We start from the raw sequence: 23,586 nt of genomic DNA, 5'->3' as shown, positions 1-23,586 counted from the left end.
TCGCTTCCGGGGTTTAGGCCACGTCGGCGATCACCACTTCGGTTTCTTCCAGGGCCGTCAGGGTGATCTCGGCCTCGTCCCAGATCGCCACGCCGTCGCGGGCCCGGGCGGTGTGATCGCCGACGCGCAAGGCCCCGGTGGTCGGCACGATATAGAGCTTCCGGCCCTTGCTCGGCAGGGTCAGGGTCTGCCCCGGGGTCAGCACGCCGCCGAGGATCGCCGCGTCCTGATGGAGCGGCAGGGCCCCGGCGTGATCGGGCAGATCGCGGCCCGAGGCGAGAGCGATCACTTGGCCCGGTTCCTTGGGAAAGGCCCGGGCTTCCCAGCCCGGAGCGATGCCCGGCCGGGCGGTTTCGATCCAGATCTGGAACAGCAAGGTATCTTCGCTTTCGCGGTTGTATTCGGCATGGGTGATGCCGCTGCCCGCCCACATCACCTGAACATCGCCGGCCGCCGTGCGGCCCTTGTTGCCCAGGTTGTCCTCGTGGGTGATCGCGCCCTTGCGGACATAGGTGATGATTTCCATGTCGCGGTGGCTATGGGGCTCGAAGCCGGTGCCGGCGCGCACTTGATCGTCGTTCCACACCCGCAAGCTGCCCAGCCCCATGCGGGCGGGATCGTAATAACGCGAAAAGCTGAAATGATAGCGGGCGGTGAGCCAGTCGATATCCAGGGTGCCAAGGCTGGCGAAGGGGCGAAGCTCGATCATCGCAAGATCTCCTATAGCAAATCCCGAGCGCTCTGGAACAGAGTGCGACGACGATTTGCTTCAATATCAAGATATTAGAGCGGCATGCGGGAACAAAGGTTCACGCTTGCCGCTCTAACCCCGTCCGTGAGGGGCGGTGAAGTCGATATCGGGCCCAAGGGGAACGATACCGGTGGGGTTTATGGTGCGGTGGCTGGCGTAATAATGGGTCTTGATGTGGTCGAACCGCACCGTTTGGGCGATGCCGGGGACCTGATAGAGATCGCGCAGATAGGCAAACAGCACCGGCGAGTCGCTGATCCGGCGGAGCGCGCATTTGAAATGGCCGACATAGACGCAATCAAAACGGATCAGCGTCGTGAACAGCCGCCAATCGGCCTCGGTCGGCTGATCGCCGACCAGGAAGCGCCGCTCGCTCAAGATCGCCTCCACCCGGGCCAGGGCGGCGAACAGCGCGGTCACCGCCTCCTCATAGGCGGCCTGGGTGGTGGCGAAGCCGGCCTTATAGACGCCGTTGTTGATGGCGTCATAGACCCAGGCGTTGATCGCGTCGATCTCCTCGCGCTTGTCCTCGGGATAGAGCGAAGGGCCGCTGGCCAAGGCCCCAAAGGCGCTGTCGATCATCCGTAAGATCTCGGCCGATTCATTGTTGACGATGGTCGCCGTCTGGCTGTCCCACAGCACCGGCACGCTCACCCGGCCGCTGTAATCGGCCTTGGCCCGGGTATAGAGCTGATGAAGGAAGCGCGCGCCCTCCAGCGGATCGGCGCCTTCGGCCAGTTCCCAGCCGTTTTCCAGCATCAGGGGTTCGACCACCGTAACCGGCAGGGCGTCTTCAAGGCCTTTGAGCGCGCGGGCGATCAGCGTGCGGTGGGCCCAGGGGCAGGCATAGGACACGTAAAGCCGGTAGCGGCCGGCCTCGGCCGGAAAGCCCCGATCCCCCACCTTGTCGCGGAAGGCGCTTGGCTGGCGCTCGAACCGTCCGCCGCTGGCGGCGGTGTCGTACCAGTGGTCATGCCATTGGCCATCGATCAGCAAACCCATGTCGGAGCCTCCGAAAAAAGCGGGTGGGGGAGCCTGGACCAGACCAGGGTCAGCCCTTGAGCTTCTTGGCGACGCCGGCGAAATGGCGCCCCTGGAAGCGGGCGATGGTCCGTTCCTTGTCGCTGGGCTGGCGCGAGCCGTCGCCGCCGGCCAGGGTGGCGGCGCCGTAAGGACCGCCGGCCCGGGCTTCGCTGGTGTCGAACATCTCGGGCGTTCCATAGGGCACGCCAACCACCACCATGCCGTGGTGCAGGAAGTTGGTGTAGACCGACAGCAAGGTGGTCTCGGCCCCGCCGCCCGTCGCCGTCGAGGTGAAGGCGCCGCCGGCCTTGCCCACCAGCTTGCCCTTGGCCCACAGCCCCCCCGTCTGATCGAGGAAATTGCGCATCTGGCCGGCCATATTGCCAAAGCGCGTCGGCGTGCCGATCAGGATGCCGTCGTAATCGGCCAGTTCGTCGACGCTGGCGATGGGGGTGTCGAAATCGGTGCGGGCGTGGATCGTGCTCAGCAGCTCGGCGCTCATATGCTCGGGCACGCGCTTGAGGGCGACCTCAACCCCATCGACCTCGGCGACGCCAGCGGCGATCTCCTTGGCCAGGGTGTCGATGTGGCCATACATCGAATAATAAAGAACCAGAACCTTGGTGGTGTCGCTCATCGGGTGGTCTCCATTCCCGGGATGTCTCTTCGCCTTAAGAAGGTAAGAGTTTCCCTGGGTGAAACCATCCCGCGGAATGGAATATCATTGTCTCTGAAACAGAGACAATGATCGCAGAAGACAGGGCCCGGTCAGCGCCCCTCGCGGCCCCAAGCCAGAACCAGCCCGCCGAGGATCAGCGCCAGGGCCAGGGGAACCGGCAACAGCGGCGTCAGCGTCACCCCGGTCACCACATGACCGCCATTGGCGCGCAGGCCGATCCAATCGGAGCCGCTGGCGCTTTGCCCGGCGCCGACCCGGCGCAGGCTGGGCAGGCCGTCCTCCAGCCAATGGACGCCGCCGCCGTTGGCCTTGGCGATCGGCGCCAGGATCTCGGCCGTCGGGGTGACGCGGGTGGTTTCCAAGGGATTGGGCGGGCCCGAGACCGCCAGGGCGCGGCGGCCGTCGGCGGTGGTGGCGGTATAAACGCCGGGCAGCGGCGCCGGCAGGGCGGCCTCGGCCCGCCCCGGCGTCGTCGCCGTCAACGGCCAGACCCGTGTCGCGCCATCGGGGCCGGTGACCTCGACCAGCCCGGGCAAGGGACCCAGCGAGCGGGCGGAGACGGCCAGCTTGTCGTCCTCGATGCGGGCGCGCAGGGTTTCCTCCTCAAGCTCGGGCTCCTTCATCAGCCAATGGGCAAGGCGGCGCAGCAGCTCGGCCTGGGGACCGCCGCCTTCCCAACCCTTCGACCACAGCCAGATGGTATCGCTGGCCAGCAGGGCGACCCGCCCCTCGCCGACCCGGTCAAGGGTCAGCAGCGGCAAACCGTCCTCGCCGGTCATCAAGGTGGCGCCGCGCGGCGAGTCGAGCACCACTTGGCGCAACCAGGGTCCCCAGGTCGGGCGCTCGCCGCCCTGGGGCAGATCGGCGGTCACCGGATGGCGGATGCCCAAGGCCGACAGCCGCGGCAGGAAGCGTTCCTGGCGGATCTCGCCGGTGGGAATGGCCGGCAGAACCGAGGCCAGGGCGCTGTCGGCGATGCCCATCGATTGGGTGTATTCGGGCCCGACCGCCAGCAGCACGGCGCCGCCGCGTTCCACATAGCGCGCGACATTGGCCAGATAGCTTTCGGGCATCAACCCGCGCTGGGCATAGCGATCGAAGATGACCAGATCGAAATCGCCCAGCTTTTCCTCGAACAGCTCCTGGGTGGGAAAGGCGATCAGCGCCAGTTCGGACAGCGGCGTGAAATCCTCCTTGTTGGGCGGGCGCAAGATGGTGAAATGCACCAGATCCACCCCGGGATCGGCCTTAAGCAGGCTGCGCCAGATGCGTTCACCGGCATGGGGCTGGCCCGAGATCAGCAGCACGCGCAGGCGGTCGCGCACGCCGTTGATCGACAGCGCCACCCGGTTGTTCAGCACGCTCGCCTCGTTTTCACGGGTCGCCACCGCCATTTCGACGACATTGGCCCCGGCGTGATCGACGGGCAGCGCCAAGGGGACGGCGCGGTTGGCCGGAACGACGCGCTCTTCGGGCGCGCCGCCGTCGCGGCGCAGGGTCAGGGTGACGGGAGTTCCCTCGGCCAGGGTCGGGTCCTCGATGGTGACGGGCAGCGACAGCGGCCGGCCGACCAGCCCGAAACCGGGCGCTTCGCCGACCAGCAGCAGGCGGTCGGTCTGCGCCCGGGGGCCGGTCAGCAGGGCATGGACGGGGGTTCCTAGATCATGGGCCACGCCGGCGTCGTGAACCTGACCATCGGTGATCACCACCACCCCGGCCCGGCGCTCGCGCGGCACATCGGCCAGGGCGTCCCGGGTGGCGGTCATCAGCGCCGTTCCCGCATCCTCGCGGCCGCCCTGGCGGCCCTCGGCGCGACCATCAACGCGGATCACCCGGGTTTCCAGCCCGGGTTGGGCGGCCAGACCGGCGCCCAGGGCCGCCGCCGCCGCCTCGGCTTCGCCCTCGCGCCCGGTCAGGGTCTGCGACAGGGTGTGGTCGATAACGACCAGGGCGATGTCATTCTGGGGATCGCGGCGCTCGCTGACGCTTTGCGGATTGACCAGCACCGCGATCAGGGCGGCCAGCGGGATCAACCGAAAGACAGCCCCCCGCGCCCGGCGCGCCAACCCGTAGCCGACGGCGATCAGTCCCAGGGCCGCCAGGGTCCAGATCAGCGGCGCGGGCAGCAGGGGGGCAAACGAGATACCGGTAAAACTCTCCACGCCCAGGCTCCTCAAGCGGTTTCACGGCGAAAGCCCCTTGTGGGGGGGGCGCTTAATTGGTCAGGCGTTCCAGGATGGCGGGCAGATGAACCTGATCGCCTTTGTAACTGCCAGTCAGGGCGTACATCACCAGATTGACGCCAAAGCGATAGGCCATTTCGCGCTGGCGCTCGCCACCGGGGGTGACGGCGAACAGATAGCCCTCGCCGGGCTGGTTAGCCCAGGCCGCCGCCCAGTCGTTGCCACCGATGACCACCGGCGAGACGCCATCCGTATCCCCGCCATCGGCGGCGACCCAGGTGGCATTGCCCGCCACCCGCCCGGGAAAATCGCCCAGCAGATAGAAGCTGCGGCCCAAAACGTGATCGGGACCGGCTTCGCGCAGCGGCGGAATCTCCAATCCCTCGGCCAGGGCCCGGGCATCGCCGCCGTCGCGGGTATCGATCACCAAAAGCCCGCCATAGCGCATATAGGCGTTGACCCGCTCGCGCGCCCGGGTCGACAGCGGGGGCTGGCTGCCGCTGACCGGCCAATAGAGCAAGGGAAAGACCCGGGGGTCCTGGCTTTCCAGGGCGATGCCAAGGGGCGGAGCAAGGGCGGCCGAGGTGCGGCGGCCCAGCACCTCGGTCAGGGCGCCCAGGCCGGCGGCGCTGACCTGATCGACGGCGGGATCGCCGGTGAGCACATAGGCCAGCCGGGTTTGCAAGGCGGCCTCGCGCACCAGGGTCTCGGCATCCTCGGGCGGGCCGGGCTGCTGGGCCCGCGCCAGGGGCGGGGCGGCCAGCCACAGACCGGCGATCACCACAACCATCGTCGACAGGCCCGGACGGCGGCGCGGCGGAACCAACAGCCCGCGCAGGGCCAGGGTGGCAATCAGATCGACCACGGCCAGGGCCAGGGCCGTCGCCAGCAGCCAGGGCATCAGGTCGCGATCGCGGGCCAAGCCGCCCAGCGACTGCCTTTGCGTGGCCGGGGGCCACTTGGTTTGCGCGCTCACCGGGGCCAGCGACGGCGCGAGGTTAAGGGCCCGGGTCGCGCTGTCATCACCATAGAGGCCGGGGGGGTGATCGGCGCCGACGGCGACGGCCGGGCCGTCGAGCGGCCGAACCTCGGGACCGGGCGTTGCCAACCGGCCAAAGCCGTCAAGCACCCGCCAGGGCGCCAGCGGACGGGAGCGGTCGGCCCCGCCCGCCATTAGGCCGGGGGTGGCGGTGATCACCCGCTCAAGCATGCGCACGAAGACTCCCGAAAGCGGCAACGACGACCAGCGCGGATCGGCGGTCACATGGAACAGCACGATCCGGCCCCGGCCCCGGCTCTGGGCGGTGACCAGCGGCGTGCCATCGGTCAGCCGCGCCCAGGTGCGCGCCTCCAGCCCCGGTTCGGGCTCGGCCAGAACCTGACTGGCGATGGTGACATCGGCGGGCGGTTCCAGGCCGGCGAAGGGGCCATGATCGGGGAAAGGGGCAAGGCGGGCGGGCTCGCTCCAGCTCAAGGCGCCGCCCAATTGGCGGTCGCCGCCGCGCAGGCGAACCGGCAAAAATCCGTCAAGCCCGGCCTCGCCGCGCGGACCGGCAAAGCGGATCAACGTGCCGCCCTGGCGGATCCAGGCATCCAGGGCGCCGGCCTCGTCCGCCGGAACCGGGGTCAGATCGGGCAAGACGATCATCGCCGGCGGGGCGGCAAGCAGGCTGGCCAGCGCGCCGCGCCGCAGATCGGCCTGGGGGGCCAGGGCCTTTTCCACATAGTGCAAGGGATCGAGCAGCGGCACCGCCGCCGCCTCGTCGCGCGGCACCAGCCCGACCGGGCGGCGTCGCCAGCTATCATCAAGCAGAACGACCGCCCCGGCCCCGGCCAAAGCCGTCGCCCCGTCGCGCGAAAGCTCGATGCGGGCGGGCGGCGACTGGCCGCCGCCCGGCGGGGTGAGCACGACGGCGCTTTCGAAGGCGCCGGCGGCGAACACCGCCTCGCTGCGGGCGATCAACCGCCCCTGGCCATCAAGCAACCGCACCCACAGCCGGTCGGCCGGGCCGGGGATCTCTCCCCCCCGGGGGCGGGTCAGGGTCAGGGCGAGGCCGTCGCCGGCCCGCGTCGGCGGGGAAAGCACCAGGGGGGCGCTGGCCATCGCGCCGGCCTCGGCGGTCAGAACGGTCAGCGGTCCCAGACCGCCCAGGGCCTCGGCCAGATCCCGCGAGGCCGTGTCATCGGCCCGCGGCGGCGCCCCTGGGGTGGAGGGGGGGGCGGTATCGGCGATGCCGTCGTGGATCCACGTCACGGTGGCCGGGGGCGTGATCGACGCTTGGGCCAGCCGCAGGGCGGCGGCGCGGCGGTCGGTGCCCCAGGGGTGGGGGGCCATCGCCTGAAGATCGCCGCGCACGGCGCCGGCCGGGCGGGCTTCCAGCGGCGGGGCCGGGGCATCGGCCGGCCGCGCCGCCGTGGTCAGCACGATCACCGGCCGCTCATCGCGCTCGGCGCGCTCGAGTAGCAGATCGGCCGCCGCCAGCCGGTCGCGCCAATCGGGGCCGGCGGCCCAACCATCGTCGATGACCAGCACCAGGGGCGTTCCGGGCGCCGGGCCGCCGGTCGCCTTATACAGCGGATGGGAGAGGCCGATGATGACCAGGGCGGCGACCAGCAGGCGCAGCGCCAGCAACCACCAGGGCGTATGGGCGCTGACCCTGTCCTCGGTGCGCAGGCCGGCCAGCAGGCGCAGAGCGGGGAAAACCACCCGGCGCGGTGCCGGCGGCGTCGCCCGCAACAGCCACCACAGCAACGGCAAGGTGGCGAGCAAGGGCAACACATAGGGCAGCGCGATGGTAAAGGGTCCCAGGATCATCGCCGGCCCTCGCGCAAGGGGGGCGCCACGGCGAGCGCCTGATAAAGCCCGAGAAGGGCCGCCTGGGGGGAGCCGTCGGTGTGGTGGACGGCGAAGGTCCAGCCGGCGCGGCGCGCGATCAGGCCGACGGTCTCGCGGTGGGCCTGCAGGCGCTGGCGATAGCGGGCGCGCAGATCCTCGACGCGGTCGGCGAGCAGCGGGGCCTCGCCCTCCAGCCCCTCGAAGCGCACCCGCCCTTCGAAAGGCAGGGTTTCCTCGGCCGGATCAAGGACCTGAAGAAGATGGCCGGTCACGCCATTGGCCGTCATCCGCCCCAGTCCCGCCCGCAGATCCTCGACCGGGTCGAGCAGATCGCCGATGATCACGGCGCGGGCGTGGCGGGCCAGCGGCGCCGACCACGGCGAAGGCGGCGGAGCAGCCCCCTCGCCCGCCGCCGCCCCGCGTTCCAGGGCCAAAGCCATGCGCGACAACGCCGGCCGCCCCTGGCCGGGACGGCTGTCGTGGCCGGCCAGGGCGACGCGTTCGCCGCCGCGCGCCAGCAGCACGGCCAAGGCCAGGGTCAGTTCTCGGGCCCGCAAGGCCTTGGTCGGCAGATCGTTCCGGCTGGCATAGTCCATCGAGGCGCTGAGATCGCAGCCCAGCCAGACCGCCTGGGCGGCTTCCCATTCGTATTCGCGCACGAAGACCGGATCGGATTTGGCGCTGCGCCGCCAATCGATGACGGCGGGCGAATCGCCTTGCTGATAGCGGCGGAATTGCCAGAACGCCTCGCCCGGCCCGGCGCGGCGCCGGCCGTGGATGCCGTGGATCACCGAACTGGCGACCCGTTCGGCGGCGACCAGCAGGGGCGGCAGCCGCGCCCCCGCCGCCTCGGCCCGGTCAAGGAGCGAGGCCGGCCTGGGGGCGGCGGGACGGGGGGGGCGGAGCGGGGCCATACCGGTCAGGCGATCTTGTCGATCAGCCGGTCGACGACCCGGCCCAGGGTGACGCCATCAGCCCGCGCCCCGAAGGACAAGGCCATGCGGTGGCGCAAGATCGGATGGGCCAAAGCGATCACGTCCTCGATGCTGGGGGCGAATCGGCCATCGAGCAGGGCGCGGGCGCGCACCGCCAGGGTCAGGGCTTGGCTGGCGCGCGGCCCCGGCCCCCAGGCCACCCAGTCACGCACCTCGGGCAGCGGCGAGGACTCGGGGCGACCGGCGCGGACCAGCGACAAGATGGCGTCGACGACGCTGTCGCCGACCGGCACCCGGCGGACCAGGGCCTGGGCCGCCTGCAGCTCGGCCGGGGTCATCACCGCCCTCGCCTCGGGCTGGTGAACCCCGGTGGTCGCCGCCAACATGCGCCGTTCGGCCGCCTCGTCGGGATAGCCGACATCGACCTGCATCAGGAAGCGGTCGAGCTGGGCTTCGGGCAAGGGATAGGTGCCTTCCTGCTCAATTGGGTTCTGAGTCGCTAGAACATGGAAGGGAGCGGGCAGATCGTGGTAATGACCCGCGACGCTGACGCGGTGCTCCTGCATCGCCTGCAGCAGGGCGGACTGGGTGCGGGGGGAGGCGCGATTGATTTCATCGGCCATCAGCAATTGGCAAAACACCGGGCCGGGCAGGAAGCGGAAACCGCGCTGCCCCGCCGCGTCCTCTTCGAGCACTTCCGAGCCCAGGATATCGGCGGGCATTAGGTCGGGGGTGAACTGCACCCGCTTGTCGCGAAGCCCGACAACCGTGCCCAGCGTCTGCACCAGTTTGGTCTTGGCCAGCCCGGGAAGACCGATGAGCAGGGCATGGCCTCCGGCCAGCAAAGTGACGAGAACCTCGTCGACAACGGCCTCCTGTCCGAAGATCACCTCGCCGACGGCGGCGCGCGCCTCCTTGATTCGGCCCATCAGCCTTTCTACGTCTTGGATGTCTTTTAGATCCGTGACGGCGGTTGGTGAGAATGTGGCGCTCAAGGATGCCTCCGCGGTTTCTGGGTCCCGATGAAAGGTAATGTAAGTCTCGTGATGCACGAACGCACCACCCCGGCGAAAAGCCCCCTCCCCAAGGACCAGCCCCCGGCCGGCATGCCCGCGTTCGATTGCGAGCAGATCGAGCCGATCGTCTGCGGCGAGATTCCGATTCGTATCGATCGTGACGGCGTCTGGCATTACCGAGGATCGCCGATCCAGCGCAAGGAGATGGTTTGTCTTTTCGCCTCGGTCCTACGGCGCATGGCCGATGGAAGCTTCTGGTTGATAACGCCTTGCGAGCGGGGAAGCATCGAGGTCGAGGATGCGCCTTTCCTGGCCGTCGAGCTGTTCCGTTCGGGGTGCTGTGAAAATCAGGTGCTGAGTTTCCGCACCAATGTGGACGAAATCGTGACGGTGGATGGCGATCATCCGCTGCGCGTTGAAATCGACCCGGTGAGCGGCGAGCCTTCGCCCTATGTCCAGGTGCGTCCGGGTCTCGATGCCCGGCTGACGCGGGCGGTCTATTACGATCTGGTCGCCCGCGGCGTCGAACGCGACGGCCCCGATGGTCGCGATTACGGGGTATGGAGCGACGGGCTGTTCTTTTCGTTGGGCAGCCTTCAGGAGTAAGCGCAGGCCTTGGGCCGCGGGTTGGGGACGGGATGGAAAACGGCGAAGGAACGGCGGATCGGGGCGCGGGGCTTTCCCGATCCGCCGCCCAGGGGCCCGATCGGCCGTGGTCCTCCGGGCTGCTTGATCGCGCCCTGTTACGCCGGAAGCTGGCGGCGGGCAAGGGCCTGGGCAAGCGCTCGGACTGGGCGGTATCGGGAGACTTGGGCGGCACGGCGCCTTCGGGCTTTCAACGCCCCCCCGAGGGCTGCCGGCCGGCCGCCGTTCTGGTGCCGCTGGTCGATCACCCGGGCGCGCCCAGCCTGCTGCTCACCCGTCGCACCGCCCATTTGGCCAATCACGCCGGACAGATCGCCTTTCCCGGGGGACGGAGCGAGCCCGAGGACGCCAGCGCCGAGGCCACGGCCCTGCGCGAAGCGACCGAGGAGATCGGCCTACCGGCCTCGCTGGTGGACATTCTTGGCCGGCTTGACGATTATGTGACGGTGACCGGCTTTCGCGTGACGCCGATCGTTGGCGTCGTCAGCCCGCCCTTTCGCCTGATCCCCGATCCCTTCGAGGTCGAGGACGCCTTTGAAGTGCCGCTGGCCTTCGTTCTCGATGGCGCCAATCACCGCCGCGAGACCCGGCAGGTCAAAGGCGAGCGGCGGGCCTTCTATGCGATGCCCTATCGCGAACATTATATCTGGGGAGCGACGGCGGCCATGTTGATGAACCTCCACGCCGTGCTTGGCAGAACCGAGGGCGAAGGCGAGGTCGGATGATCCAGGCCCTCAGCGCCCTGCTGCTGCCCGTCGTCATCCCTTTTGTGGTCTGGTTGATCTGGACGCGCTGGTACCGGGCCAAGCGCCTGCGCGAGGGGCTTGATCCCGATGTGCGGCCGGTGGTTCCGCTGGGCGGAGTGCTGGCCGCCATCGGCCTGCTGCTGATGCTGGCCTTCGGACTGCTATGGTTCTATGCCGGTCAGGGCGACCCGCCGGGAACGGTCTATACTCCCCAGCGCGCCACCCTTCCCGGCCAATCCCCGCCAGCGGCGTCGCCAGCCGCTCCGGCGCCCCCTTCTTCCAAAGGCGACGCAGGATATGGATCCCCGCCTCCCCATTGAGGGTCGTCCCGACCGGCACCTGGGCGCCATGCTGGCCGGCGAGCGGCCGCCGGTGGGTCAGCTCGGCCCCCTGGACTGGCTGGTCGATCCGCGCACGGTGGCGGTGATGACGGCCTTGACCGCCGAGGGCGGCGAGGCCCGCTTCGTTGGCGGCTGCGTCCGCGACAGCCTGCTGCGGCGCGACCCCTTGCGGCCGATGGATATCGATATCGCCACCACCGAGCGGCCCGAGCGGGTGATCGCCCTGATCGAAGCCGCCGGCCTGAAGGCCGTGCCCACCGGGCTTGCCCATGGCACGCTGACCGTGGTGGCCGGCGGCAAGCCTTTCGAGGTGACGACGCTGCGCCGCGATACCGCCTGCGATGGCCGCCATGCCGAGGTGGCGTTCACCACCAGTTTCCGTGAAGACGCCGGCCGGCGCGATTTCACCATCAACGCCCTGTCGGCCGACCGCGAGGGCCGGGTTTTTGATTATTTCGACGGCATCAGCGATCTGCATGCCGGATGGGTGCGCTTCATCGGCCGGCCGATGGACCGCATCGCCGAGGATTATTTGCGAATCCTGCGGTTCTTCCGCTTCCACGCCCGGTTTGGCCGCCCCCCCGCCGATCCCGACGCGCTGTCGGCCTGTGCCGCCCAGGCCGCCGGACTCGACCGGCTGTCGGCCGAACGGGTGCGCAGCGAACTGCTGAAGATCCTCGACACCGCTGATCCCGCCGGGGTGCTGATGGCGATGCGCGGCGTTCACGTGCTGGAACGGGTTCTGCCCGAAGCCGGCGACGTCACCAATTTGCGCATGCTGACCCTGCTGGAAACCCGGGGCTTGATGCTGCCCGGCCTGGGCGCCGATCCCTTGCGCCGGTTGGCCTGCGTCGTCGGTCCCCCGGCGCTGTCCGCCGGTTCCGGTCCCCCGGCGCTATCCGCCGTCGCCGGTTCTGACCCAAGCCGGGACTCGGGCGCGGCCCTGGGCGCCCGCTTGCGCCTGTCGCGGGCCGAGACCGCCCGGCTTACCGGCATGCTCGACGCCCCGGCCGGGCGCTGGCCCGATCCCGATGCCGGCGAGGGCGCCCTGCGCCGCCTGCTTGATGGCGAGGGCAAGGATCTGGTGATCGACAGGGCCTTGCTGCGCTGGGCGGCCGAGCGCGGCAAGGGCCCTTATCCCCGGGCCGAACGCACCGCGCGCTGGCGGGCCTTGATCGAGACCGCCCTGGGCTGGACGGCGCCGACCTTTCCCTTGGGCGGGCGCGACGCCCTGGCCTGCGGGCTGAAGGGGCCGGCCGTCGGCGAAGCCCTGGCGGCCCTGCGCGGACGCTGGCTTGAGGGCGGCTGCCAGGCCGGGCGGGACGAGATGCTGGCCTGGCTCGCCACTTGGCGGGACGGGGCCGCCGACGAACCGCCCGCCCCGATCAAGGGCGTGGAACCGCTATAGATCAGACCGCCCCTCCCCGGGAGGCGTCTTGCGGCCAGCTTGCGGTCTGGCGCAGGGCCTCGCCGAGCACCAGGGCGGCGGTGACGGCGATGTTGAGCGAGCGCACGCCGGGAACCATCGGAACCCGGATGCGCAGGTCGGCGCGCTCGTGGACCTCGGGGGGAACGCCCGCGCTCTCTCGGCCCAACAACAACACGTCGTTGGGCTGAAAGATAGTTTCGGCATGAAACGCGCTCGCTTGCGTTGTCAGCAAGATCAGGCGGGCTTCGTCGGCCAGCCCAGAGACGAAATTCGACCAGGACGAATGACGCACAAGAGCGGCGCGTTCGAGATAGTCCATTCCGGCGCGGCGTAGGCGACGATCGTCTAGGACAAAGCCGCAAGGCTCTATGAGATCGACCTCGACCCCTAAACAGGCGCCCAACCTTAATATGGTGCCGGCATTTTGTGGAATATCGGGCTGGTAGAGAGCTAGTCGGACCATCGTTTGACCTTCGTCATTGCCAAGGCGTGCCAGAGCGCGCAAAACATCTTTGTTCTTTTCAGAACCAGGGATTTGCTTTATATCCGCGCCCGTCCCGCCGCAATGGTCCGTGCTTGCCAGCACGGGGTATCGGAGGGCCGTTTCGGGGGCTCCGTCCCGAGTGTCAAAGGGGCGGACTGGAACGGAATATGGCGGTCGCGGCCCGGTTGATCGTGGGGGATTATCGGAGTCGACTCGGCATCCAGGGCGGGGCAGCCCCTCATATCACAGGGGGGGCGTCCTATACCTAATTTCTTGCCGCGGTTGTCTCCGAGGGGTCGAGACTTGTCCTCTAGGCGAAGGCAAGAGAGAGGAAACCAGGATGGCTGAAGCCGAACACACCGCCTCGACACCGGGCGGAGAGTCATCACGCCGCGACTTCCTGATTTATGGCACGACCGCCGTGGGCGCCGTTGGCGTCGCCCTGGCCGTTTGGCCGTTCATCGATTTCATGAATCCCGCCGCTGACACGCTGGCTCTCGCCTCCACGGAAGTGGATGTGTCGGCCATTGCCGAAGGTCAGGCGATTACCGTTACCTGGCGCGGCAAACCGGTTTTCGTCCGCCACCGCACCCAAAAGGAAATCGACGAGGCGCGCGCGGTCGATCCCGCGACGCTGCGCGATCCGCAAACCGACGAGGCCCGGGTGCAACAGGCCCAATGGTTGGTCATGGTCGGCGTCTGCACGCATCTGGGCTGCATTCCGCTGGGCCAGAAGGCGGGCGACCCCAAAGGCGACTTCGATGGGTGGTTCTGCCCCTGCCATGGGTCGCATTACGATTCCGCCGGCCGTATCCGCAAGGGTCCCGCCCCCCTGAACCTCCCGGTGCCGCCGTATGCTTTCACGGACGACACCACGGTTCTGATCGGTTAGGAGCTGCCCGACGATGTATACCCCTCCGCGTTGGAACAACAAGGCCCTCAAGTGGTTCGATGAGCGGCTTCCGGTCTTGACCGTGGCGCACAAGGAACTGGTCGTCTACCCGGCTCCGCGCAACCTCAATTACTTTTGGAATTTCGGCTCGCTGGCCGGTATCGCCATGATCATCATGATCGCCACGGGTATTTTCCTGGCGATGAGCTATACCGCCCATGTCGACCACGCCTTCGATTCCGTCGAGCGCATCATGCGCGACGTGAATTACGGCTGGCTGATGCGCTACATGCACGCCAATGGCGCTTCGATGTTCTTCATCGTCGTCTATGTGCACATGTTCCGCGGCCTCTATTACGGATCCTACAAGCCGCCCCGCGAAGTTCTGTGGTGGCTGGGTCTGGTCATTCTGCTGCTGATGATGGCGACCGCCTTCATGGGCTATGTCTTGCCCTGGGGCCAGATGTCGTTCTGGGGCGCCACGGTGATCACCAATCTGTTCTCGGCGATTCCCGTCGTCGGCGACGACATCGTGACCTTGCTCTGGGGTGGCTTCAGCGTTGATAACCCGACGCTCAACCGCTTCTTCTCGCTGCACTATCTGTTCCCGATGCTGTTGTTCGCGGTCGTGTTCCTGCACATGTGGGCGCTGCACGTGAAGAAGTCGAACAACCCCCTGGGCATCGACGCCAAGGGTCCGTTCGATACCATCCCCTTCCACCCGTACTACACGGTGAAGGATGCCTTCGGTCTTGGCATCTTCCTGATGGTATTCTGCTTCTTTGTCTTCTTCGCCCCCAATTTCTTTGGCGAACCCGACAACTACATCCCGGCCAACCCGATGGTGACGCCGACCCACATCGTTCCGGAATGGTACTTCCTGCCGTTCTACGCCATCTTGCGGGCCGTTCCCGACAAGCTGGGCGGCGTGCTGGCGATGTTCGGGGCCATCTTGATCTTGTTCGTGCTGCCCTGGCTCGATACCTCGAAAGTGCGCTCCGCGACCTTCCGTCCGGTGTTCAAGGGCTTCTTCTGGGTCTTCCTGGCCGACTGCCTGCTGCTCGGTTACCTGGGCGCCATGCCCGCCGAGGAGCCCTATGTGACCATCACCCAGCTCGCGACCATCTATTATTTCCTGCACTTCCTGGTCATCACCCCGCTGGTGGGTTGGTTCGAGAAGCCCAAGCCGCTGCCGGTGAGCATCAGCTCCCCGGTGACGACCCAGGCCTGACGGCAGCACGAGAGGATCGACGAGAGATGACTACGATCGTCAAACGGGCCCTAGTGGCCGCCGGCATGGTCCTGGCCATCGGCGGCGCGGCCCAGGCCAACGAAGGCGGGGTTTCCCTGCACAAGCAGGATTGGAGCTGGAAGGGCATCTTCGGACGCTATGACCAGCCCCAGCTTCAGCGCGGCTTCCAGGTTTTCCATGAGGTCTGCAGCACCTGCCATGGCATGAAGCGCGTGGCCTATCGCAACCTGAGCGCCCTTGGTTTCTCCGAGGACCGCATCAAGGAGCTGGCCGCCGAGAAGGAATTCCCGGCCGGTCCCGACGACAACGGCGATATGTTCACCCGTCCGGGCACCCCGGCCGACCATATCCCCTCGCCCTTCGCCAACGACAAGGCCGCCGCCGCGGCCAATGGCGGGGCGGCGCCGCCCGACCTGTCGCTGCTTGCCAAGGCCCGCCCCGGCGGTCCGAACTACATCTACAGCCTGCTTGAAGGCTATGCGTCCGACAGCCCGGGCGAGCCGGCCGAATGGTGGGTCAAGCAGCAGCAGGAGAAGGGTCTCGAGGTCGCCTTCAACGAGGCGAAGTACTTCAACGACTACTTCCCCGGCCACGCCATCTCGATGCCGCCGCCGCTGATGGACGACCTCATCACCTATGAGGACGGCACCGCCGCCACCAAGGATCAGATGGCTCAGGACGTCGTCGCCTATCTGAACTGGGCGGCCGAGCCGGAACTCGATGCCCGCAAGTCGCTGGGTCTCAAGGTTCTGCTGTTCCTGGGCGTTCTGACCGCCATGTTGCTGGCGCTGAAGCTGGCGATCTGGCGCGACGTCAAGCATTAAGAAACCGCTTTAACCGCCATCCTGCGCTAAACGGCCGCCGGCCCCCACCGGCGGCCGTTTTTTATTCGCCGCCCCTCCCCGCGACGGGCTCCCTCGCCTTGGTGGCTTTTCATCCGGGGGGGTGGCGCGCTAAGGTGCCCCACCCGCAAAAGGGTGAGCCAGCCAGGAAGAGGGGAAGACATGTCCGAGGCGTATCGGCAGCCGGTGCTTGGGGTCATCGGCGGATCGGGGGTTTATGATATCGACGGTCTGGAAGGGGCGCGTTGGCAAACGGTGGAAAGCCCGTTCGGCGACGTTTCCGATCAGATCCTGCGCGGCACCCTGGATGGGCTGGAGATGGCCTTTCTGCCCCGCCATGGCCGTGGCCATGTGCTCGCCCCCTCCGATGTGAACTACCGCGCCAATATCGACGCCCTGAAGCGGGCGGGCGTGACCGAGATCTTGTCGGTCTCCGCCGTCGGTTCTCTGGCCGAGGACCTGCCGCCGGGCACCTTCGTCATCGCCGATCAGTTCATCGACCGCACCTTCGCCCGCGAGAAGAGCTTTTTCGGCAAGGGTCTGGTCGCCCATGTCAGCATGGCCCATCCGGTCAGCGCCTGGCTGGGCGATCGCGTCGAAGAGGTTCTGGCCGATCTGGCCATTCCCCATCGCCGGGGCGGCACCTATCTGTGCATGGAGGGGCCGCAGTTCTCGACCCTGGCCGAAAGCAATCTCTATCGGCAATGGGGCTGCCACGTCATCGGCATGACCAACATGCCCGAGGCCAAGCTGGCCCGCGAAGCCGAGATCGCCTATTGCACCGTGGCCATGGTCACCGATTTCGACTGCTGGCACCCCGATCACGACCACGTCAGCGTCGAGGCGGTGGTTCGCGTGCTGCTGCAAAACGCCGATAAGGCCCGCTCCCTGGTCAAGGCGATGCCCGCCAAGCTCAAGGACCGGCCCTATCCCTTGCCCGATGGCAGCCACCGCAGCCTGGACAACGCCATCATCACCCATCCCGATCGCCGCAACCCCGGGATGGCGCGCAAATTGAGCGCCGTCGCCGGTCGGGTGCTGGGCTAATCCACCCCGCTTGGGGGCGGTTTTTACAAGGATGATCGGCCGATGAACGTCAAAGGCACTCCTACCCGTACGATCTGGCCGGCCCGCGAAGGCGGGGCGGTGTGGATCATCGATCAAACCCGGCTTCCCCACGAGTTCGTCACCCAGCGCCTGAACGACCTGGGCGCCGTGGCCCATGCCATCCGCGCCATGCTGGTGCGCGGCGCCCCGCTGATCGGGGCGACCGCTGCCTATGGCGTGGCCTTAGGCATGGCCGAGGACCCGAGCGACGAGGGGTTGACCCGGGCTTGTCAAACCCTGCTCGCCACCCGGCCGACGGCGGTCAATCTGCGCTGGGCGATCGAGGCGATGGCCGAGTCTCTGGCGGCCGTGCCCCCCGACCAGCGGGCGCAAGCGGCCTGGGCCAAGGCCGGGGCGATCTGTGACGAGGACGTGGCGCTGAACGAGGCCATCGGCGACCATGGCCTGGGGATCATTAAGGATCTGGCCCGGACCAAGGGCGTGGAAAAGGGCGGCGAGGGCCCGATCAATATCCTGACCCATTGCAACGCCGGCTGGCTAGCCACCGTCGATTGGGGCACGGCCCTGGCGCCGCTGTACAAGGCCCATGACGCCGGCCTCCCCATCCATGTCTGGGTCGACGAGACGCGGCCGCGCAATCAGGGCGCCAGCCTGACCGCCTGGGAACTCAACAGCCACGGCGTGCCCCATACGGTGATCGCCGATAACACCGGCGGCCATCTGATGCAGCACGGGCTGGTCGATATGGTCATCGTCGGCACCGACCGCACCACGGCGACGGGCGATGTCTGCAACAAGATCGGCACCTATCTGAAGGCGCTGGCCGCTTTCGACAACGCCGTGCCCTTCTATGTGGCGCTGCCCGGGCCGACCATCGACTGGACGGTGAACGACGGCCTGCGCGAGATCCCGATCGAGCAGCGCGACGCCGCCGAGGTCACCCGGGTTTGGGGGCGGACCGCCGCTGGCGCCCTGGAATGGGTGACCATCACCCCCACCGGCTCGCCCGCCGCCAATTACGCCTTCGATGTCACCCCGGCCCGTCTGATCACCGGCTTGATCACCGAACGCGGCGTTTGCGCCGCTTCGGCCGCCGGCTTGGCCGGACTGTATCCCGAGCGGGCGCCCGCCCCGGTTCCGGCCGGCTCCGCCGCGGGCAAAGGTGCGGCGGCGACCGCCGACGGGGCGCTCTGATGCCCGGATCGCGGATCGCCCTGCGTCATGGTTTGATCGATGCCGCCCGGCAGGTGACGACCCTCGGCCTCAACAAGGGAACGGCGGGCAATCTGTCGGTGCGGGCCGGAGATGGCCTGCTGATCACCCCCTCGGGTCTCCAGGCCGCCGATCTGCGGCCCAATGATATCGTTTTCATCGATAGCGAGGGGGAATGGCGCGGCCCGCGCAAGCCTTCAAGCGAATGGCGCTTTCACCATGACATCCTAGCCGAGCGCCCCGATGTCGGGGCGGTCGTCCATACCCATGCCCCCTTCAGCACCGTTCTCGCCTGTCTGGGGCGGCCGATCCCGGCTTTCCACTACATGGTGGCGATGGCCGGCGGCAACGACATCCGCATTGGCGCCTATGCCACCTTCGGAACCGCCGAGTTGTCGCGGCACGCCCTGGCGGCGATGGAGGGGCGCAAGGCCTGCCTGCTCGCCCATCACGGCATGATCGCCACCGGCCGCACCTTGAAAGCCGCCATCAAGCTGGCGGTCGAGGTCGAGGAACTGGCCGAACAATATTGGCGCTGCCTGCAGATCGCCGAACCCGAGATTCTCCCGGCCGACGAGATGGAGCGGGTGCTCGAAAAGTTCAAAACCTATGGGGATAACGCCCAGCTCCCCTCCCCGCCCGCCTGACGCCTGCCCAAGCCCGAGGCTTGCCAAGGCCTCGGGCTTTCCAAGGAGACTCCCCCATGAGCCCGTCCGTCGAAACGGCGCCGCCTCGTTTCCCGACCGGGTCGGCGGTCGCCGTCCTGCGTGAGGAAACCCGCGACCGCCACGAGGGTCTGCACCGCCATCCGCTGTTGGCGCCTTTGGTCGACGGCGATGTCGAGGCCGAGGCCTATGGCCGGCTGCTCGGCTGTTTCCTGGCCTTCCACCGGGCGGCCGAGCGGCTGGTTCTCGCCCCCGCCGACGCCGCGTTCCAGACTTTCGGCCTGGAGCGCGCCCCGCGCCTCGCCCTGATCGAGGCCGATCTGGCCAGTTTGGCCGCGGCCGGCGTCAGGGTGTCGCCCGAACCCGACGGGGCCGAGGCCTGGTTGCCCGACGCCCCCGGGCTGGCCGAGGCGGTGGGGGTGCTTTACGTGCTGGAGGGCTCGCGCCTGGGCGGACAGGGGCTGGCGAACACGCTCTCGCGCTCGGATGATCCGCGCATCGCCGCGGCGACGGCGTTTCTCGGGTCGCGCGACCGCGCCGTCGGGCCGTTGTGGCGGGCGATCACGGCGATGATCGAAACCATTGGCGCCGATCCCGCCGATCGCCAGCGCGTGACCGCCGCCGCCAAGGCGACTTTCGACGCTTTGCGACGCTGGCTTGATACGGCGCTGGTTGCCAAGCGCTCGTCCCAGGGTTAAGTCAGGAGCCCGCCGTTTCGCTTTTCCGACCCGCCGCCTTGTCCTCTGGCCCGCCGCCTTGTGCTCCTGGAAGGTCTCCCCGATGTCGCGCCTGCGTTCGATCTGCGTTTTTTGCGGTTCCTCTCCCGGATCCGATCCCGCCTATCTCGCCGCCGCCCGCGCCCTGGGCGCGGCGATGGGACGCGCCGGGCTGACCCTGGTTTTCGGGGCGGGCAATGTCGGGCTGATGGGCGCCACCGCCACCGCCGCCATCGCCGAGGGCGGCCGGGTGGTCGGGGTCATCCCCGAGCATCTGACCCGGGTGGAAACGCCGCACGGCGAGCTGATGGAACTCCATGTGGTCGAGTCGATGCATGTGCGCAAGCGCTTGATGTTCGAGCGCTCCGACGCCATCTGCGTGCTGCCCGGCGGCCTGGGGACGCTCGACGAGACCTTCGAGATCCTGACCTGGAAGCAGTTGGGCCTGCATGAAAAGCCGGTGATTTTCTTGAATATCAACGGCTATTGGGACCCGCTGCTCGGCCTGATCGACGCCATCGTCGCCCAGGGCTTCGCCCGCCCCTCGGTGCGCGATCTCTATACGGTGGTCGACGGCGTCGAGGCGATCATCCCGGCGGCCCGTCAAGGCCTGCCCGAGGGCGATCTGCACCCGGAAAGCCCGACGTCCGAACGCTTTTAGAGCAAATCCCCGAGCATTCTGCTCCAGAATGCGACGACGATTTGCTTCAAGATAAGTATGGTGGCGTGGTGGGCGCGAAACAGGTTTCACGCCCACCGCTCCACCCATCAGATCCCTTGCGCCGAACGATGTCGGTGCTATGGTCTGCGCGTCCGTGACGGCCCTTTTCTGCCGCGCGATACGATTGCTCGGGGCACACCCCGCCGGACGCCTTGAAGACGTGAAACCTCTCCGGGGAAACGACATGAGCAAGATCACGGTAAAGAATCCCATCGTCGAACTCGACGGCGATGAAATGACTCGTATCATTTGGCAGTTCATTAAAGAAAAGCTGATCCTTCCCTATCTCGACGTCGATCTTCTTTATTACGACCTGGGGGTCGAGAAGCGCGACGAGACCGAAGACCGCATCACCATCGAAGCCGCCAATGCCATCAAAAAGCATCATGTCGGCGTGAAATGCGCGACCATCACCCCCGACGAGGCCCGCGTCGAGGAGTTCGGCCTGAAGAAGATGTGGAAGTCGCCCAATGGCACCATCCGCAATATTCTCGATGGCACCGTCTTCCGCGAGCCGATCATCTGCAAGAACGTGCCGCGTCTGGTGCCCGGCTGGACCCAGCCCATCGTCATCGGCCGTCACGCCTTTGGCGACCAGTACAAGGCGACGGATTTCATCGTTCCCGGCGCCGGCACCCTGACGATGAGCTTCAAGCCCGAGGACGGCGGTCCGGCCCAGGAGTACGAGGTGTTCAAATTCCCGGGCGCCGGCGTGGCCATGGGCATGTACAACCTCGACGACTCGATCCGCGGCTTCGCCCGCGCCTGCCTGAACTACGGCATCCTGCGCAACTGGCCGGTCTATCTGTCGACCAAGAACACCATCCTCAAAGCCTATGACGGCCGCTTCAAGGATCTGTTCCAGGAGGTCTTCGACGCCGAATTCGCCGAGCGCTTCAAGGCCAAGGGCATCACCTATGAGCATCGCCTGATCGATGACATGGTCGCCTGCTGCATGAAGTGGTCGGGCGGCTTCGTCTGGGCTTGCAAGAACTATGACGGCGACGTGCAGTCCGACACCGTGGCCCAGGGCTTCGGCTCGCTTGGCCTGATGACCTCGGTGCTGATGACCCCCGATGGCGAGACGGTGGAGGCCGAGGCCGCCCACGGCACGGTGACCCGCCATTACCGCCTGCACCAGAAGGGCAAGGAGACCTCGACCAATCCCATCGCCTCGATCTTCGCCTGGACGCGCGGATTGAAGTTCCGCGGCGAGTTCGACGGCACCCCCGATGTGGTGCAATTCGCCGAGGCCCTGGAGCGGGTTTGCGTGGAAACCGTGGAAGCCGGCTTCATGACCAAGGATCTGGCGATCCTGATCGGGCCCGACCAGCCCTGGCTGACCACCACCCAGTTCCTTGACAAGCTCGACGCCACCTTGAAGGCGGAAATGAAGAGCTGAGCCCGCTTCGAGGACGATTTTCCTGGAAAAGGACCCCGATCGGGGTCCTTTTTCGTTTCCCAGCCGCCGCGGACCCCTGGAAGCACGGCCGCGCTTGCGGTAAGGTCCGCCCTCCCCGCTCCGCTTTCGCGCCCCTCAGGTGAATGGCAGGTTCCATGACCGACCGCACTTCCGTTTCCGCCACCGACCGCATCCTGATTATCGATTTCGGCTCGCAGGTCACCCAGTTGATCGCCCGGCGGGTTCGCGAAAGCGGCGTCTATAGCGAGATCCAGCCCTTCAATACGGTGACGGCGGCGTCGATCGCGGCTTTCGCGCCCAAGGGCGTGATCTTGTCGGGCGGACCGGCCTCGGTGACGGCGGCCGATACGCCGCGCGCGCCGATCGAGCTGTTCACCATGGGTCTGCCGGTTCTGGGGATCTGCTATGGCCAGCAGACCATGGTCGCCCAATTGGGCGGCCGGGTGGAGGCCCCCGATCACCGCGAGTTCGGCCGCGCCTTCGTCGAGGTCACCGCCGGCTGCGCGCTGTTTGACGGCGTGTGGACGCCGGGCGAGCGTGATCAGGTGTGGATGAGCCACGGCGACCGCGTTGACGCCATCCCCGAAGGGTTTTCGGTGGTGGCGGTCAGCGAGGGCGCGCCCTATGCCGCCATCGCCGATGAGGCCCGCCATTTCTATGGCGTGCAGTTCCACCCCGAGGTGGTTCACACCCCCAAGGGCGCGGCGCTGTTGCGCAATTTCACCCATGGCATCTGCGGCTGTGGCGGCGATTGGACGATGGCCGCCTTCAAGGATCAGGCGATCGCCCGGGTGCGCGAGCAGGTGGGGAGCGGCCGGGTGATCTGCGGGTTGTCGGGCGGCGTCGACAGCTCGGTGGTGGCGGCGCTGATCCACGAGGCGATCGGCGAGCAGCTGGTCTGCGTGCTGGTCGATCACGGCATGATGCGCCAGGGCGAGACCGAGCAGGTGGTGCGCGTTTTCCGCGACCGCTTCAACATCACCCTGGTTCATCGCGACGCCAGCGAGTTGTTCCTGGGCAAGCTTGACGGCGTGGTCGACCCCGAGGCCAAGCGCAAGATCATCGGCGCCACCTTCATTGATGTCTTCGACGAGGAGGCGCGCAAGGTGGGCGGCGCCGATTTCCTGGCCCAGGGCACGCTCTATCCCGATGTGATCGAAAGCGTGTCGTTCACCGGCGGCCCGAGCGTGACGATCAAAAGCCACCATAATGTCGGCGGCCTGCCCGAGCGCATGAAGATGGCGCTGGTCGAACCCCTGCGCGAGCTGTTCAAGGACGAGGTGCGCGATCTGGGGCGCGAATTGGGCCTGCCCGACGAGATGGTCGGCCGCCACCCCTTCCCCGGCCCCGGCCTGGCCATCCGCATTCCCGGCCAGCCGCTGACCCGCGAGAAGCTTGATATCCTGCGCCGGGCCGACGCCATCTATCTGGAAGAGATCCGCAACGCCGGGCTTTACGACGTCATCTGGCAGGCCTTCGCCGTGCTGCTGCCGGTGCGCACCGTTGGGGTGATGGGCGACGCCCGCTCCTATGACTTCGCCCTGGCCCTGCGCGCCGTCACCTCGACCGACGGCATGACCGCCGACTACTACCCCTTCGACCACACCTTCCTCGGCCGCGTCGCCAACCGCATCATCAACGAGGTCAAAGGCGTCAACCGCGTGGTCTACGACATCACCAGCAAGCCGCCCGGGACGATCGAGTGGGAATGATCCCGCGTCTGGTAT

General features: G+C 67.6%; 22 protein-coding genes. 14 read left to right on the top strand and 8 right to left on the bottom strand.

Annotation, left to right across the window (positions count from 1 at the left end; translation table 11 throughout):
- Window positions 1-13: 13 nt before the first annotated feature.
- The 7 genes from RRU_RS01975 to RRU_RS01945 all read right to left on the bottom strand — a co-directional run bounded on the left by RRU_RS01975 (window position 14) and on the right by RRU_RS01945 (window position 9,336).
- On the bottom strand, window positions 14-709 hold the full coding sequence (locus tag RRU_RS01975) for a pirin family protein (protein WP_011388128.1): 696 nt from the start codon (window positions 707-709) through the stop codon (window positions 14-16).
- Window positions 710-823: 114 nt separating this feature from the next.
- Window positions 824-1,753: a glutathione S-transferase family protein gene (locus tag RRU_RS01970; RefSeq protein ID WP_011388127.1), complete on the bottom strand. Its 930-nt coding sequence runs from the start codon at window positions 1,751-1,753 to the stop codon at window positions 824-826.
- A gap of 49 nt (window positions 1,754-1,802) precedes the next feature.
- Window positions 1,803-2,411: an NAD(P)H:quinone oxidoreductase gene (gene wrbA / locus RRU_RS01965; RefSeq protein WP_011388126.1), complete on the bottom strand. Its 609-nt coding sequence runs from the start codon at window positions 2,409-2,411 to the stop codon at window positions 1,803-1,805.
- Between the two features lie 131 nt (window positions 2,412-2,542).
- Window positions 2,543-4,615, bottom strand: a complete 2,073-nt coding sequence (locus RRU_RS01960; RefSeq protein WP_011388125.1) for a hypothetical protein — start codon at window positions 4,613-4,615, stop codon at window positions 2,543-2,545.
- Between the two features lie 52 nt (window positions 4,616-4,667).
- On the bottom strand, window positions 4,668-7,451 hold the full coding sequence (locus RRU_RS01955) for a DUF4159 domain-containing protein (protein ID WP_011388124.1): 2,784 nt from the start codon (window positions 7,449-7,451) through the stop codon (window positions 4,668-4,670).
- Window positions 7,448-8,386 (bottom strand): DUF58 domain-containing protein, encoded by a 939-nt coding sequence (locus RRU_RS01950; protein ID WP_011388123.1) that lies wholly within the window; start codon window positions 8,384-8,386, stop codon window positions 7,448-7,450. Before RRU_RS01950 ends, RRU_RS01955 begins: the two co-directional genes overlap by 4 nt.
- 5 nt (window positions 8,387-8,391) lie before the next feature.
- Window positions 8,392-9,336: an AAA family ATPase gene (locus RRU_RS01945; protein WP_014625927.1), complete on the bottom strand. Its 945-nt coding sequence runs from the start codon at window positions 9,334-9,336 to the stop codon at window positions 8,392-8,394.
- Window positions 9,337-9,453: 117 nt separating this feature from the next.
- Between RRU_RS01945 and RRU_RS01940 the strand changes: the two genes are divergently transcribed.
- Genes RRU_RS01940 through RRU_RS01925 form a run of 4 tightly spaced genes read left to right on the top strand, consistent with a single transcriptional unit; the run spans window position 9,454 to window position 12,563 of the window.
- Entirely contained in the window at window positions 9,454-10,029 is a 576-nt protein-coding gene (locus RRU_RS01940; RefSeq protein WP_014625926.1) for a DUF1285 domain-containing protein, read from the top strand.
- Window positions 10,030-10,061: 32 nt separating this feature from the next.
- Window positions 10,062-10,793: a CoA pyrophosphatase gene (locus tag RRU_RS01935; protein WP_011388120.1), complete on the top strand. Its 732-nt coding sequence runs from the start codon at window positions 10,062-10,064 to the stop codon at window positions 10,791-10,793.
- Window positions 10,790-11,134: a hypothetical protein gene (locus tag RRU_RS01930; protein ID WP_014625925.1), complete on the top strand. Its 345-nt coding sequence runs from the start codon at window positions 10,790-10,792 to the stop codon at window positions 11,132-11,134. The genes RRU_RS01935 and RRU_RS01930 overlap by 4 nt, the downstream gene beginning before the upstream one ends.
- Window positions 11,112-12,563 carry a CCA tRNA nucleotidyltransferase gene (locus RRU_RS01925; protein WP_014625924.1) on the top strand — a complete coding sequence of 484 codons (1,452 nt, stop codon included), beginning with the start codon at window positions 11,112-11,114 and terminating at the stop codon, window positions 12,561-12,563. The genes RRU_RS01930 and RRU_RS01925 overlap by 23 nt, the downstream gene beginning before the upstream one ends.
- Window position 12,564: 1 nt before the next feature.
- Here RRU_RS01925 and RRU_RS01920 read toward each other — a convergent pair whose 3' ends face one another.
- Window positions 12,565-13,047: a tRNA (cytidine(34)-2'-O)-methyltransferase gene (locus RRU_RS01920; protein ID WP_011388118.1), complete on the bottom strand. Its 483-nt coding sequence runs from the start codon at window positions 13,045-13,047 to the stop codon at window positions 12,565-12,567.
- Between the two features lie 361 nt (window positions 13,048-13,408).
- On the opposite strand from RRU_RS01920, the gene petA reads away from it, so the two are divergent.
- From petA to guaA, 10 genes are all read left to right on the top strand, one after another.
- Window positions 13,409-13,960 (top strand): ubiquinol-cytochrome c reductase iron-sulfur subunit, encoded by a 552-nt coding sequence (petA, locus tag RRU_RS01915; RefSeq protein ID WP_011388117.1) that lies wholly within the window; start codon window positions 13,409-13,411, stop codon window positions 13,958-13,960.
- Window positions 13,961-13,973: 13 nt separating this feature from the next.
- Window positions 13,974-15,191: a cytochrome b gene (locus RRU_RS01910; RefSeq protein ID WP_011388116.1), complete on the top strand. Its 1,218-nt coding sequence runs from the start codon at window positions 13,974-13,976 to the stop codon at window positions 15,189-15,191.
- A gap of 26 nt (window positions 15,192-15,217) precedes the next feature.
- Window positions 15,218-16,036 (top strand): cytochrome c1, encoded by an 819-nt coding sequence (locus RRU_RS01905; RefSeq protein ID WP_011388115.1) that lies wholly within the window; start codon window positions 15,218-15,220, stop codon window positions 16,034-16,036.
- 180 nt (window positions 16,037-16,216) lie between these two features.
- Window positions 16,217-17,101 (top strand): S-methyl-5'-thioadenosine phosphorylase, encoded by an 885-nt coding sequence (locus RRU_RS01900; RefSeq protein ID WP_011388114.1) that lies wholly within the window; start codon window positions 16,217-16,219, stop codon window positions 17,099-17,101.
- 42 nt (window positions 17,102-17,143) lie between these two features.
- Window positions 17,144-18,316 carry an S-methyl-5-thioribose-1-phosphate isomerase gene (gene mtnA, locus RRU_RS01895; protein WP_011388113.1) on the top strand — a complete coding sequence of 391 codons (1,173 nt, stop codon included), beginning with the start codon at window positions 17,144-17,146 and terminating at the stop codon, window positions 18,314-18,316.
- Entirely contained in the window at window positions 18,316-18,981 is a 666-nt protein-coding gene (gene ald2, locus RRU_RS01890; RefSeq protein ID WP_011388112.1) for a bifunctional 5-methylthioribulose-1-phosphate/5-deoxyribulose-1-phosphate aldolase, read from the top strand. The genes mtnA and ald2 overlap by 1 nt, the downstream gene beginning before the upstream one ends.
- A 56-nt stretch (window positions 18,982-19,037) precedes the next feature.
- Window positions 19,038-19,697: a biliverdin-producing heme oxygenase gene (locus RRU_RS01885; protein WP_011388111.1), complete on the top strand. Its 660-nt coding sequence runs from the start codon at window positions 19,038-19,040 to the stop codon at window positions 19,695-19,697.
- 82 nt (window positions 19,698-19,779) lie between these two features.
- Window positions 19,780-20,376, top strand: coding sequence for a TIGR00730 family Rossman fold protein (locus tag RRU_RS01880; protein ID WP_011388110.1), 597 nt, complete (start codon window positions 19,780-19,782; stop codon window positions 20,374-20,376).
- A 244-nt stretch (window positions 20,377-20,620) separates the two neighbouring features.
- Entirely contained in the window at window positions 20,621-21,838 is a 1,218-nt protein-coding gene (locus tag RRU_RS01875) for an NADP-dependent isocitrate dehydrogenase (RefSeq protein WP_011388109.1), read from the top strand.
- 155 nt (window positions 21,839-21,993) lie between these two features.
- Window positions 21,994-23,571, top strand: a complete 1,578-nt coding sequence (guaA, locus tag RRU_RS01870) for a glutamine-hydrolyzing GMP synthase (protein ID WP_011388108.1) — start codon at window positions 21,994-21,996, stop codon at window positions 23,569-23,571.
- Window positions 23,572-23,586 lie beyond the last annotated feature (15 nt).

It is taken from the genome of Rhodospirillum rubrum ATCC 11170, from assembly GCF_000013085.1.
Classification (GTDB): Bacteria; Pseudomonadota; Alphaproteobacteria; order Rhodospirillales; family Rhodospirillaceae; genus Rhodospirillum; species Rhodospirillum rubrum.
This window is presented reverse-complemented; position numbering and strand designations above follow the sequence as displayed.